Origin of the sequence: Ideonella azotifigens, assembly GCF_006519715.1 — a bacterium.
Classification (GTDB): Bacteria; Pseudomonadota; Gammaproteobacteria; order Burkholderiales; family Burkholderiaceae_C; genus Ideonella; species Ideonella azotifigens.
Map to the genome: position 1 here is coordinate 1 of NZ_VIDT01000094.1, position 12846 is coordinate 12846.

Below are 12846 nucleotides of genomic sequence, written 5' to 3' on the forward strand. Positions count from 1 at the left end.
CTCGCGTCGTCAGGCTCAACCAATCAGGATCCGTCATGAAACGAATGGGAAATGTGTCCGGCGGGGCGGAGGTGTGCCATGTCGACTGAGACCCAGGCTCCGGCGGTGCTGATGCTGCATCCGGACGACAACGTCGCCGTGGCCCGCGCCGTGCTGGTGGCGGGCGCGGTGATCGCGGTTCCGCGCGGCGGCGCGCTGGTGGCTCGCAACGAGATTCCCGCGGGCCACAAGATCGCGCTCGCTGACATCGCAGCGGGCACCGTGGTGCGCAAGTACGGCCAGGTCATCGGCAAGGCCACCGCGCCCATCGCCGCCGGCGAGCACGTGCACGTGCACAACCTGGACATGGGCGACTCCCATCCGCTGCACGGCATCGGCCACGCCTACGTGCCGACCCGGCCCGCGGAGGTGCCCGCCACCTTCGAGGGCTACCTGCGCGCAGACGGCGGTGTCGGCACGCGCAACTTTGTCGGCGTGGTGTCCAGCGTCAATTGCTCCGCGACGGTGTGCAAGGCCATCGAGAAGGCGTTCGCGGGCGCCGCGATGGCCGAGTGGCCGGGCGTGGACGGCGTCGTCGCGATCACCCACGGCGGCGGCTGCGGCCTGAGCGGACGCGGCGAGGGCATCGAGTTGCTGCAGCGCACGCTGCGCGGCTACGCAGCCCATGCCAACTTCGCGGCCGTGCTCATCATCGGGCTGGGCTGCGAGGTGAACCAGGTCGACGGCCTGGTCGACCCGCGGCTCGCGGCGATTCCCGGACGGCTGCGCACGATGACCATCCAGGACGCAGGCGGCACCCGCGAGGCCATCGCCAAGGGGGAGGCCATCGTGCGGGAAATGCTGGATCTCGCCGCCACCGCCCGCCGCACAACGCTGCCCGCGAGCCGGCTTGTCGTCGGCCTGCAGTGTGGCGGCTCGGACGGCTATTCGGGCATCAGCGCCAACCCCGCGCTCGGCGCTGCAGTCGACCTGCTCGTGCGCCATGGCGGCACCGCGATCCTGTCAGAGACGCCCGAGATCTACGGCGCCGAGCACCTGTTGACGGCGCGCGCCGCGCGGCCCGAGATCGCGGAACGCCTGATGGCCCGGCTGCGGTGGTGGGAGGATTACACCGGCAAGAACGGCGGCGACATGAACAACAACCCATCGCCCGGCAACAAGGCAGGCGGCATCACCACCATCCTCGAGAAGTCGCTCGGCGCCGTCGCCAAGGGCGGCAACACCGGGCTGATGGACGTGGTCGAGTACGCCGAGCCGGTCACCGCGCACGGGCTGGTGTTCATGGACACGCCGGGCTACGACCCGGTCTCGGCCACCGGCCAAGTCGCCGGCGGCGCCAACCTGATCTGCTTCACCACGGGCCGCGGCTCCACCTACGGCTGCAAGCCCACGCCGTCCATCAAGCTGGCCACCAACAGCACGATGTTCGAGCGCATGCGCCTGGACATGGACTTCAACGCCGGCGAGATCGTCGACGGCACGCTGGATGTCGCTCAGGCGGGCGAGCGCCTGTTCCAGCTCATGCTGGCCACGGCCTCGGGACAGCGCACGCTGAGCGAGCAGCACGACCTCGGCAACAACGAATTCGTGCCGTGGCAACTCGGAGCCGTGATGTGAGCGCCAGCGCAGCGTTGGACGTCCTGACCGCTGGCGAGGCCCTGGTCTTGCTCGCGGCAGAGGAGACAGGCGGCCTGCATGCCGTCGAGCGGTTCCGCCGGTTCAGTGCTGGGGCGGAGTTGAATGTTGCGATCGGCCTGGCGCGCCTCGGCCTGCGCGTCGGCTACCTGACCCGGCTGGGCGACGATGCCTTCGGTCGCTTCCTCGCCGAAGTCCTCCGGCGCGAAGGCATCGTCGCGGACTTCGCGAGCGTCGATCAAGGCAGCTCCAACGGCTTCATGCTGAAGTCGCTCGAAGCGGACGGCACCGATCCGCAGATCGAGTACTTCCGCCGCGGTTCTGCGGCCAGCCGCATGCACGCGGGGGATCTCGCCCGCCTCGACGGCACCCGGGCACGCCACCTGCACCTCACGGGCATCCTGCCCGCACTGTCACCTGGCTGCAGCGAACTGGCGCAAAGGCTCGCCGAGCGCGCGCGCGAGCAAGGCAGCAGCCTGTCGTTCGACCCGAACCTGCGCCCTCGCCTGTGGCCCGACCGCGAGCAGATGATCCGGTCCATCAACGGATTCGCGGCCATCAGTGACCTGGTGCTGCCTGGCCTGGCGGAAGGGCGCCTGCTGACAGGCCGAGCCCAGCCCGACGACATCGCCGATTTCTACCTGGCGCTGGGCGCAGGAGCCGTCGTGGTCAAGCTCGGCCCGGATGGCGCCTATTGCGCCAACCAGCAGGGGCTTCGCGCACACGTGCCAGGCGTCCAGGTGAAGCGAGTGGTGGACACCGTGGGCGCAGGCGATGGCTTCGCGGTCGGTGTCGTCAGCGCACTGCTCGAAGGCTTGCCGCTGGATGCGGCGGCGCAACGCGGCTGCGCCATCGGGGCACGCGTCGTTCAATTCCCAGGAGACTGCGACGGCCTGCCCACGCGGGCGCAGTTGCAGGTTTGACCACGCCGCCACTGCAGGCCTTTGGCCTTTCCTGAAACACATCAGGAGCGCGTCAGCGCTTTGGAAGAAGCGGGTTGATCGCCGCCACGGCATCGTCGAATCGCCCCGCTCTCTCGGCATTGCGCATGCAGTCGACACCTGCTCGGCCTGCGCTTCGGGGCCGTTCGGCGCTTTGCCGCGCAGGCCGACAGCTCAGGCCGAAGCCGAGGTCTCGGCAGCGAAAGCGCGGTAGGAACGCAGCGGCCGGCCCAGCAGCGTCGTCAGGCGTTCGACGTCACCGGCGTCGGGCTTCATGCCTTCGGTCAGGAAACGCTCGCTCATCAGGCGCATGTCGTAGGCCATCCAGCCCGGCATGAAGTTCAGCAGGTTCTTCTCGAAGCCCGCGGTGTCGTCGCCACCGTAGTTGATCGGGCGACCCAAAACGTCCGACCAGATGCCGGCGACGTCGCTTCCCGTCAGCGCATCCGGGCCGACCAGGTTGATCCGGCTCAGTGGCAGCGAGCCCGGTGCCTGTTCGCGGCGCAGCAGTTCGAGGGCCGCGACTTCCGCGATGTCGCGCGTGTCGATCATGGCCAGACCCTTGCTGCCGATGGGCATCGGATACACGCCGTAGCCGGTGATGACGTCTTTGATGGTGAGGTCGTTCTGCATGAAGTACGCGGGCCGCAGGATGGTGGCGCCGAAGCCCATCTGCTCGAGCATCCGCTCCACGCCGAACTTGCCGGCGAAGTGGGGCACGTTGAGGTACTTGTCGCTGTGGATCACCGACAGGTAGACGACCCGGTCGATGCCCGCATCGCGCGCCAGATTGAGCGTGACCAGGGCCTGCGTGAACTCGTCGGGGACGACGCCGTTGAGCAGGAACAGCGTGGAGGTCCCGGCCAAGGCTCTGCGCAGCGACTCGACGTCGAGCAGGTCACCTTGAACGACTTCGACGCCGGCGGGGAACTGGGTCCTGGCCGGGTCGCGGACGAGTGCCCGCACGGCGGCGCCCCGGTCCACGAGTTGCTGAACGACTTGGCGGCCGATGGCGCCAGAGGCGCCGGTGATCAGGATGGTCATGAAAAACTCCGTGTTTGGTTGAAGCGAGACCAGATCTTCTTCGTTCCTACCGAAGGCCGATAGCCGATATATTTGGACACTTCGTCTCACAGGTGGAACACATGGACTTGCTTGCGCTGGCTGACTTCAACCTGGTCGCCCGACACGGGGGCGTCGGGCGCGCAGCGCGCGAATCGGGCCGCCCCAAGGCCACGCTGTCGCGGCGCGTGGCAGATCTGGAAAGCGGCCTCAACCTGCGTTTGTTCGAGCGGGGCGCGAGGGCGCTGAAACTCACCGAAGAGGGGCGCGCCCTGTACGAGAGGACCTCGGCGCTGCTGCTCGAAATCGACGAAACGGCTGCGGCGATCACGTCGGGCGGCGCGACACCGCGAGGCAGCTTGCGGGTGAGCGCGCCGCTGCTCTTCTCGCAGGCCGCCATGGGGAAGCTCGCGGCCAGGTTCGCGCTGCAGTATCCCGAGATCCGCCTCGAGGTCACCACCGAGGACCGGGCCGTGGACATGGTGGAAGAGGGCTACGGCCTCGTGATCCGCGTCAACCCCGACCCAGATGCGAGGCTGGTGGGGCGGATCCTCGTGAGGGATCGCCTCGTCGTGGTCGCCAGTCCGAAACTCAAGCCACCTGCAGGCCAGGCGACGGTGCCAGCGGTCATGCGAGGCGGCGGCTTCGGCGCAGCGGCATCTTCCTGGGAGTACATCGGCGCGTCTGGCAAGAAGAAGCGCATCACCGTGACACCCGCTTTGAGTCTTGCCTCGTTGTTCATGGTGCGAGACGCGGTTCGCGCGGGCGTCGGTGTGGCGCGCTTGCCGATCTCTCTGGTGACCAAGGATCTGGCCGGCGGGCAGTTGGTGCGCTGGGGCGACGTCGAAGGCCCGGAGATTGCACTGTGGGCCTTGTACCCCTCTCGCCGGCTGCTGAGCGCACGTGTATCGACCTTCCTGGAGTTCTTGAAAGCGTCGTTTCCCACAGGGTCGCCAGATGAACTGGCGGCCTTCATCGACTGAGCTGGGGCCTGTTGACACATCCCAAGTGCCTCCCGAGTGCCTCCCAAGTGCCTCCCAAGTGCCTCCCAAGTGCCCGATCGGCTGAGCTTCCAGCGCTCTTGCGGGCTCGACGAGGTGCTGCACATTGCTCGCCCGAGAGCTGGTACAGCCCCTGAAGGAATACCATTCGCACCAGCACCTCGATGGCATCCACAAGAAGTCAGAAAGTCATTGACCTGCTTCCCGAAAAGCCTCAAGCTCCAGCGGCGAAAATTTGTTGATAACCAGCAAATCCTCCATCGCCCTCTACACACGTCGCCCCCAACGACTTGTCATGACCGTTCGAGCTGCCTGCAGCCCTCCGAGCGGCCGTTTTACCTGCGGTGCTGTTTGAGCCTGCAGCTTTGATTGATCAAGATTTTCCCTTCTGCCATTTCCATGGGCCAATTCGTCGTTTCGCCCACGACACACCCGACCGAATGCGGCCGCTTTCGCGCCTCGATCTCGGTTCAGCGATCGCAAGGCAACGGCAGCTACTGCCGTGTCTTCCGTTTTGACAAGACGTTTGCCTCACGTGATGCGGCCCGGCTCTTTGCCGTGTCCCAGGGCTGGCTGCAAACCAGCATGGCCCAACCACCGGCCTGCTGACGGCTTGGCGGGAGACGTTCCCACAAGCGGCCCCAACTGCGAAACCGGGTTTCGCGAATGCGCACTTGAACCTGCGCCACTCTCATCCAGAAAGGCTCAATCATGAGCAGCAAAATCTACGTGGGCAACCTGCCTTACTCCGTCACCGACGCCAGCCTGAAAAACAATTTTTCGGAGTTTGGTGACGTGTCGTCCGCCAAGGTCATGATGGACCGAGACACCGGCAAATCCAAGGGCTTCGGCTTCGTGGAAATGTCCAACGCCGAGGTGGCACAAGCCGCCATCGAGGCACTGCACGGCATGTCGGTGGACGGACGCTCCATCGTGGTGAGCCTGGCTCGCCCCCGCGAGGCCACTGGTGGCGCTGGCGGCCATGGCGCTGGCGGCTTTACCGCCAGCAAGCGCGCCGACGTTGGCTACGGTAACGGGGGCTACGGCGGCGGTCGTTATTGAGCGCTTTCGGGCGCACGCAAAGCCGGCCCCAAGAGGCCGGCTTTTTTTCGTCCGTCGCGCCGGCGCGGCCGCTTGACGGTGACGGCCTTCTTGTACAACTGCGCGAAGAACTGGCAGCTCATCGAAGCTCACGGGCAAAGACCGCCGACGCCACCGAGTCCCCCTGCCAGTGTGACCGGCGGATGGGCCGCGCCGTGCGGCTGCCTCCGATCATCCGCAGCCGAATGGGCTTCAAGGTGGGCCCTGCCCCGCTTCTCACCGTGTCAGGGCTGACCTTCCCGCCTGAGCAGCTCAGCATGTTGCCAGAGGTCGTTCAGCAGATCGTCATAGACCTTGGCCTCTGCCCCTTCGATGGAGGTGTTCGTCACGAAGACGATGGCGGTCTCATGAGACAGGTCGGAAAGCATCTCGGCGCGCACGCCCGGATCCGACCCACCATGGCCGATGCGGGTGACGTTGAACTTGGTGGACCAGAAGATGCCCGAGTTCTTCTCATTCAAGGTCACGTTGTCGGGCTTGTGGGCGTCGGTGTACTGGAACCTGAGCATCTCTTCCACCGTCCTGGTGTCCAGGATGCGCGCCTGTTGGTACTGTCCGCCGTTCAACAGGGCGATGAAGAACCGCGACAGGTCGCTCACCGTGGTTCTGACGCCTCCGTCCGCGTAGGTCGTCAGCCCGTACGGCGGGATGGGAATGCTCAGGCCGGACTGGCCGACGTAGAGGGTCGAGTGCGAACCGGCCGGCACGTCCGCCAGCCGCCAGGCCGTACGGCTCATGCCCAGTGGCTGAAAGATCCGCCGCTGGGTGTACGAAGCCAGCGATTCGCCCATGGCTTGCTCGACGATGAAGCCCGCCAGGCCCGCCCCGATGTTGGAGTATTCGCGGTGCGTCCCGGGCACGATCGGCAGAAAGTTCTCTCGGGCGTAGCGGCTGCCGCCAGGCACCAGATAGGCCTTGAGGAAGGCGCCCATGGGCTCGGGTGCATCCGAGCCCCAGTGGTACGTATCCCGGTAGACCTCCCAGCGGTCCGTGATGCCCGAGGTGTGCGTCGCCAGCTGGCGAAGCGTGATGGGGGCGTCGGGAAAGAACGGGTTGGCGATCCGGAACGGCAGGTAGGTGTTGATGTCGGCATCGAGCGAGAGCTTCCCGCTCTGCACCACCTGCATCAGCGCTGCGCCCGTCACGGTCTTGCTGATCGAGCCGACGTTGATGACCGTGTCGGGCGTGAAGGGTGTTTTCGCGGCTTGATTCGCGTAGCCCCAACCCTGCATCCACACCACCCGCCGATCAAGGATGAGGGCCGCGGCTGCACCGACGATCCCGGCGTCGTCCATCCGCTTCTGGATCCTGCGCTTCAACGCTTCGCCGGAAGCCATCGCGGCGCGGGGATCGGGCAAGGCTTGTGGCGCCGCCAACGCCGCCACAGCCGGCTGTCCGGCCAGCACCACGGCCGACATCATGCTGACCGATGCCACGGCCAGCGCCCACGATCTACCTGCGCCCATTGCATCTCCTCTTGCTCGAAATTCACACGATCAGTGCCTGGTCAAGCCTGCAAGCCTTTCGACTCGGACTTGGGCGGCACCCATGGCAGGCATCAGGATGCCACCACGAAGCGCACCGGGCGAAGGTTTGCGACGAAGCGAGCCCTGAGCCGATAGACCAGGGAATGGATGGCTCGCTTTGCTGCTCGTCCGTCAGCTCAATCGTCGGGGCAACTCGCAATTGCTCCGTCCAATGCAAACCGCAGTAGCGCATTGCGGATACGCAGTGCATTCAAGTTCATTCAAGAACGAAACGTCACACTAGGAAGAGGGCCCTCGCCCGCGCTTTCGCGGAGAGTTTGTCTGCGGCGCCCAAGAGGCCCTCAAGTGATCGATGAACCATCTGCCGGCGGGCCCGGGTGGTTCCGAAGGCCGGTGGTATGCGGACATCGTCAACGCAAAGCCTGACTGCGGGAGGTCGTGCAAATCCAGGACGACCAAGGTGCCCGCCGCAATGTCCTCCTCGACCATGTGCAAGGGCATCCCGCCCCACCCCACGCCGTCCTTGATGAATGCATGCTTCGTCGACAGGTCGGCCAGCCGCCAGGTCGACGGCGACACGACGCCGTAGTCGCGTCCGGCCATGAGGTCGGATCTGTCGGTGAGCACGAGCTGCGCATGCTTCGCCACTTCGCGTCTTGTGATCCGAGATCCAAGACTCGCGAGGGGGTGGCTGGCTGCGGCAACGAAGACCAAGGGCACTTCGCCCAGTCGCTCGCTGACCAGCGACGGGAACGTCAACGGCAACGCAGCCAGGATGCCCAAGGTGCATCGACCATCCAGCACGGGCTGATAGGCCGCCCCCAAGCCTTCAACAAAGAGTCGAAGCGGCGTCAACGGAAACTGGATCGCGAAGGCCTTGGCGGCAGCGCTGACAACCGCGGTGGGGAAGAACACATCGACCACCACCGAAAGCTCGCTCTCGAGGCCCGATGCCATCAACTTGGCGCGGGCCTTGAGGGTGTCCACCCCGGACACGATGTTGCGCGCGTCCGCAAGCAAAAGCACGCCCTCCGGCGTGAGCTTCGGGAATCGACCGGAGCGGTCAAAGAGCACAACCCCGATCTGGTCCTCGAGACTGCCAATCCAACCGCTTACTGCCGACTGAACGCGGTTGAGCTTGCGAGCCGCAGCCGAGAAGCTTCCCTCATCCACTGCCGCGATGAAAGTTCGGAGCTGATCCAGGGAGACACCGTCAAGCATGGGAGGAGGCCATCTCGAAAACAGATGGTTCGCATCTCAATATACCGGCTTCTCGGCGGCCGGGCCTGTTGGCACATTTGCGTTGTGCACTTGGCCACGCGAAGTGGGTTCATGGCGAACTTGACCCAAGTCGGGCCGACCACCTCGGCATACCAGACCCCGTGAAGCGTGGGGTGCAGATCGAAGTTATCACGCAACAGGCATTCGGTCCTTCCGAATACTTCACAACCATCGAGGTTTCATCATGCAGCTTCTCCATCTCGACTCCAGCGCACTCGGTGCCGCATCGGTGAGCCGCCAGCTCTCAGCCGAAATCGTCGCCCGCCAGCGCGCCCTGCACCCGGACATTCGCGTCACCTACCGGGACCTGGCGGCCGATCCGGCCCTGCACCTGACGGGCACCCACATGGCCATTCGTGCCGGCGCATCCAATGCGGACGCGACCATCGCCGCTGATCTGGTCAAAGGCAATGCCTACCTGGACGATCTCCTCGCAGCAGATATCGTCGTCATTGGCGCACCCATGTACAACTTCTCGATTCCGACGCCACTCAAGTCCTGGGTCGACCGCATCGCCGTGGCGGGCAAGACGTTTCAGTACACCGCGACCGGCCCCGTGGGCCTGCTGAAGGGCAAGAGAGCTTTCATCGCGTCGGCGCGAGGCAGCGTGTATCCGGCGGGAACCCCAGCGGCAGCGAACGAGCACCAGGAGAGCTACCTCATCGGCTTGCTGTCATTCCTCGGCCTGACGGACGTGAAGGTTGTGCGCGCTGAGGGCCTTGCGTTCGGCCCGGAGGCCAAGGATGCAGCCGTCGCGAGCGCCCTGGAGGACATCGCGGCCATCACGGCCTGAGTCGACGAGGCCCCGGATTTGGAAGCTCAACCATGACTTGCGCCATCATCGGCTCCGGACACATCGGAACCGCTCTCGCGCGCCAGTTCGCGCGCAACCGGATTGCCGTGATGGTTTCCAACGCGCGCGGCCCTGATTCCCTCAACGAGCTTGTGAACGAGTTGGGCCCTTCGGTGACTGCTGCCAGCCTCCAGGACGCCCTCGAGGCCGACATCATCCTTCTCGCCGTGCCCTTCGCAGCACATGCGGAGATCGCGAAGGCGAGGAAGGACTGGAAGGGCAAGACGGTCATCGATGTCACGAACTTCCGCGAAACGGACCTCACGCCGCTGGGTGGGTTGCAATCAAGTGATTTCGTGGCCGGGGGTCTTCCCGGCGCGAAAGTTGTCAAGACTTTCAATCAGCTCCCGGCAGCTCTCCTCGCGCGCAATCCGGCCGAGTGCGGCGGACGACGCGTGATGTTTGTGGCCGGCAACCATGACGAGGCGAACACAGAGGTTGCGTCTTTGGTCGCGTCGCTTGGGTTCGCTCCCATCATCCTGGGCAAGATTGCCGAAGGCGGAAGCCTGCTGCGGTTCCGCGGCCCACTTGTTCTGCAGAACCTGATCGAGCTCGGCGCTCCCCATCGTGGCTGACGGTTCGGCGAATGCCCGCTAATGGGCGCCGTACTTGATACAGGAACTTCCGCCTGGGGTCGCCATGGAGAGCTCTGTATAGCGCCCCGTTGCTGCCTCTCGCCGCTTCAGACAAGTGACCTCGAACCGGTCATTCGGCTTCCTGCTGGACCAGGCTGTCGCGCTCCGCGAAGATGCCTGCCATCACCGCCGCGTTCTTGGTTCCCCAGGTGCACAGCGGGATGATCGCGTCGGCCAGACCGCGACCGAGCGGGGTCAGCGCATAGTCCACGCGCGGCGGTACTTCGTTGTAGCTTGTTCGCGCCAGCACCCGATCGGCCTCCAGATCCTTCAGCGACTGGATGAGCACCTTGTCGCTGACGCCCTCGACCAGTCGCTTCAGTTCGCCGTAGCGCTTCGGGCCGTCGCGAAGGAAGAACAGGACCAGCGGTTTCCACTTGCCCGAGATGACGCGGAGCGTGGCATTGAGCCCGCAGCCAGTGCCGCAGATTTCAGAAGAGGTCGTCATTTTTGATACTTACCAAAATGTGCATACTTGTCCTTAGGTTATCAGCGGTGCATATTCGCTGGCAAGGAAGCAGATGGCTGTTTTCGAACCACTTCAACGAAAGATGCACGTCATGAACAGACTGATTGGAAAGACCGCCGTGATCACCGGTGGCGCGACCGGTATCGGCCGCGCCGCGGCAAAGCGCTTCATCGAGGAAGGCGCATTCGTCTTCATCTTCGGCCGCCGGCAGGAAGCGCTCGACACCGCCGTGGCCGACTTGGGACCCAATGCCCGCGCGGTGAAGGGCTCGGTCTCGGATGAGGCCGACCTCGACCAACTCTACGCGGCGGTGAAGGCCGAGCGCGGATCCCTCGACATCGTCTTCGCCAATGCCGGGGCGGGAAGCCCGCTTCCACTCGGCAAGATCACCGCCGCGCACATCGACGAAACCTTCGACACCAATGTGAAAGGCACGATCTTCACGGTCCAGAAGGCGTTGCCGCTGATGGGCAAGGGCGCGTCGATCATCCTGACCGGATCGAGCGCGGGAACCACGGGCGCCCCTGGATTCACCGCCTACAGCGCGAGCAAGGCGGCAGTGCGCAACCTCGCGCGGACTTGGGCGGAGGACCTGAAGGGCACCGGCATCCGTGTCAACGTGCTATCTCCCGGCGCGACCGCGACCGAACTCGCGAAGGCAGCCCTGGGCGAGGAGGGTCAGAAGGCCTACGGTGCGATGACTCCCCTCCAGCGCATGGCCGATCCGTCCGAGATCGCAGCGGCGGCCGCCTTTCTCGCGTCGTCGGACAGCAGCTTCATGACCGCCAGCGAGGTCGCCGTCGACGGCGGCTTGGCGCAACTCTGACGCACGGAGCCAGGCTCGGGCAGCAGCGAACCTGATGCTGGCGAGGCTCCGACGGGGGCCTTTCCAACCTTCATTCACAGCGGACCAAGGAACACGATGACGAAGAAAACCTACCGTGGCACGTGCCACTGCGGTGCGCTCGCCTTCGAGGCCAAGATCGACTTCGACAAGGGCACGACGCGCTGCAACTGCTCGATCTGCACCAAGTCACGCTTCTGGTTCGCGATCGTGCCGCCTGAAGATTTTGAAATCGAGAGAGGCGAAGACCAGCTCACCGATTACGCATGGATTCCGCCCGGCAAATCCGAGTCCCACCTTCGCTACCGCTTCTGCAGGACCTGTGGTGTCCGCACCTTCGCAGAGGGAAACGAAGCGAAGTTCTACGCTGTGTCCATCGCCGCGCTGGACGGCATCGAGCAGGACGCCGACCAGCTCGCCAGGACCTTGAAATACAACGACGGCCGTCACGACGACCTGAAGCACGAGCCGGAAGACACCCGCCTCCTGTGAACTTGGCAAGAAAGAAATCTTTATGAACTACGCAATCATCGGCTTCGGCCGGATCGGCCAAGCACTGGCCAAGGCGTTTGCCCGAAGCGGCATCGCCGTCTCCGTCGCAACCAAGCGCAACCCGGAAAGCTTCGCATCCGACGCGGCCGCGATCGGACCGCAGATAAGTCCCACCACACTGACGGAGGCCGCCAAGGCGGACGTCGTCTTTCTGGCTGTGCGGTTTGAATCGCACGCAGATGTCGGGGGTGCGCTTTCCGACTGGCACGGAAGAACCATCATCGACGTGAGCAATGCCTATGGCGTGCCTCCCGAAACCTTGGGAGGACAGCCCTCATCCAGGTTCGTTGCACAGGCCTTCCCTGGTGCCCGACTGGTCAAGGGCTTCAACCATCTGGGCGCTGCCGTCCTCGATCAGGATCCCGCTGTGCACGGCGGAAAGCGAGTCGTGTTCCTGGCGAGCGATGATGAAGGCGCGGCAGCAGAGATTGGCGAGCTCGCGAAAAATCTCGGCTTCGCGCCGATCCAGCTTGGCGGGCTATCCGAAGGTGGATTGCTCGTGCAGGCACGCGGAAACACCTGGGGTCGCCTGATCTTCAAGGACCTGGTCAAGTTCGAGTGATGAGAAGACGCTCGAATCGGGTCGAGCACGATCCGATTCGAGCCTGCCGGAGAAGACACGATGAGCACCAAGTTCAAGGTCGTGAAGAACTTCTTCGCCGCCATGGGCCGAGGCGACAAGCAGACTCCGCCGGCGCCCGTTCATTGACGTTGGCGGAGAGGTCGCCCCGCCGAAATCGAACTCCAAGCCATCCAACGCGGTCCGAAAATCGGGCTGCCTTCTGTGAAACTCTCCCCCCGGTTGAATTGGCCGTTGTGCCAGTATCCGAAGTACCCGCGTTACGCCGGCCCGGCGAACGACCCCAACGCCGCGAAGATGGCATCGAACTACACCTGCAGTTAGGGCCGAGTCGGGGCCCGGCCGAACAAGGCGGCGCATCGAGACCCGTGGGCGGGCAGTCGCCGCGGCGACGCGGCGGTGCAC

The 12846-nt window shown here is 64.8% G+C and carries 14 protein-coding genes; 10 read left to right on the top strand and 4 right to left on the bottom strand.

Annotated elements, in window-relative coordinates; translation table 11 throughout:
• Positions 1-78 precede the first annotated feature (78 nt).
• Positions 79-1617, top strand: coding sequence for a D-arabinonate dehydratase (locus FKP22_RS08655; RefSeq protein WP_141286987.1), 1539 nt, complete (start codon positions 79-81; stop codon positions 1615-1617).
• Positions 1614-2558 (top strand): sugar kinase, encoded by a 945-nt coding sequence (locus FKP22_RS08660; protein ID WP_233446824.1) that lies wholly within the window; start codon positions 1614-1616, stop codon positions 2556-2558. Before FKP22_RS08655 ends, FKP22_RS08660 begins: the two co-directional genes overlap by 4 nt.
• A 192-nt stretch (positions 2559-2750) precedes the next feature.
• Here the strand turns inward: FKP22_RS08660 and FKP22_RS08665 are convergent, their stop codons facing one another.
• Complete coding sequence (locus tag FKP22_RS08665) at positions 2751-3620, bottom strand: SDR family oxidoreductase (RefSeq protein WP_141286989.1); 870 nt, start codon at positions 3618-3620, stop codon at positions 2751-2753.
• 101 nt (positions 3621-3721) lie between these two features.
• Here FKP22_RS08665 and FKP22_RS08670 point away from each other — a divergent pair, with 101 nt between their 5' ends.
• From FKP22_RS08670 to rbp, 3 genes are all read left to right on the top strand, one after another.
• A complete protein-coding gene (locus tag FKP22_RS08670; protein WP_141286990.1) occupies positions 3722-4621 on the top strand; it encodes a LysR family transcriptional regulator in 900 nt (299 codons plus the stop codon).
• Between the two features lie 417 nt (positions 4622-5038).
• Complete coding sequence (locus tag FKP22_RS08675; RefSeq protein WP_141286991.1) at positions 5039-5248, top strand: hypothetical protein; 210 nt, start codon at positions 5039-5041, stop codon at positions 5246-5248.
• Between the two features lie 102 nt (positions 5249-5350).
• Complete coding sequence (rbp, locus tag FKP22_RS08680) at positions 5351-5701, top strand: RNA-binding regulator (protein ID WP_141286993.1); 351 nt, start codon at positions 5351-5353, stop codon at positions 5699-5701.
• 263 nt (positions 5702-5964) lie between these two features.
• Here rbp and FKP22_RS08685 read toward each other — a convergent pair whose 3' ends face one another.
• Both FKP22_RS08685 and FKP22_RS08690 read right to left on the bottom strand, forming a co-directional pair.
• Entirely contained in the window at positions 5965-7161 is a 1197-nt protein-coding gene (locus FKP22_RS08685; protein ID WP_211361343.1) for a serine hydrolase domain-containing protein, read from the bottom strand.
• A gap of 345 nt (positions 7162-7506) precedes the next feature.
• Positions 7507-8448, bottom strand: a complete 942-nt coding sequence (locus tag FKP22_RS08690) for a LysR family transcriptional regulator (RefSeq protein WP_141286997.1) — start codon at positions 8446-8448, stop codon at positions 7507-7509.
• 244 nt (positions 8449-8692) lie between these two features.
• On the opposite strand from FKP22_RS08690, the gene FKP22_RS08695 reads away from it, so the two are divergent.
• Both FKP22_RS08695 and FKP22_RS08700 read left to right on the top strand, forming a co-directional pair.
• Positions 8693-9301: an FMN-dependent NADH-azoreductase gene (locus FKP22_RS08695; protein WP_141286998.1), complete on the top strand. Its 609-nt coding sequence runs from the start codon at positions 8693-8695 to the stop codon at positions 9299-9301.
• Positions 9302-9333: 32 nt separating this feature from the next.
• The gene (locus tag FKP22_RS08700) at positions 9334-9936 is read left to right on the top strand and encodes an NADPH-dependent F420 reductase (RefSeq protein ID WP_141286999.1); all 603 of its coding nucleotides are present in this window, start codon (positions 9334-9336) and stop codon (positions 9934-9936) included.
• Between the two features lie 130 nt (positions 9937-10066).
• On the opposite strand, the gene FKP22_RS08705 is transcribed toward FKP22_RS08700, so the two are convergent.
• The gene (locus tag FKP22_RS08705; protein ID WP_141287001.1) at positions 10067-10444 is read right to left on the bottom strand and encodes a winged helix-turn-helix transcriptional regulator; all 378 of its coding nucleotides are present in this window, start codon (positions 10442-10444) and stop codon (positions 10067-10069) included.
• Between the two features lie 112 nt (positions 10445-10556).
• On the opposite strand from FKP22_RS08705, the gene FKP22_RS08710 reads away from it, so the two are divergent.
• The 3 genes from FKP22_RS08710 to FKP22_RS08720 all read left to right on the top strand — a co-directional run bounded on the left by FKP22_RS08710 (position 10557) and on the right by FKP22_RS08720 (position 12423).
• The gene (locus FKP22_RS08710; protein ID WP_141287003.1) at positions 10557-11291 is read left to right on the top strand and encodes an SDR family NAD(P)-dependent oxidoreductase; all 735 of its coding nucleotides are present in this window, start codon (positions 10557-10559) and stop codon (positions 11289-11291) included.
• A 96-nt stretch (positions 11292-11387) separates the two neighbouring features.
• Complete coding sequence (locus FKP22_RS08715; RefSeq protein ID WP_141287005.1) at positions 11388-11801, top strand: GFA family protein; 414 nt, start codon at positions 11388-11390, stop codon at positions 11799-11801.
• Between the two features lie 22 nt (positions 11802-11823).
• Positions 11824-12423, top strand: a complete 600-nt coding sequence (locus FKP22_RS08720) for an NADPH-dependent F420 reductase (RefSeq protein ID WP_141287007.1) — start codon at positions 11824-11826, stop codon at positions 12421-12423.
• The last annotated feature ends 423 nt before the right edge of the window (positions 12424-12846 follow it).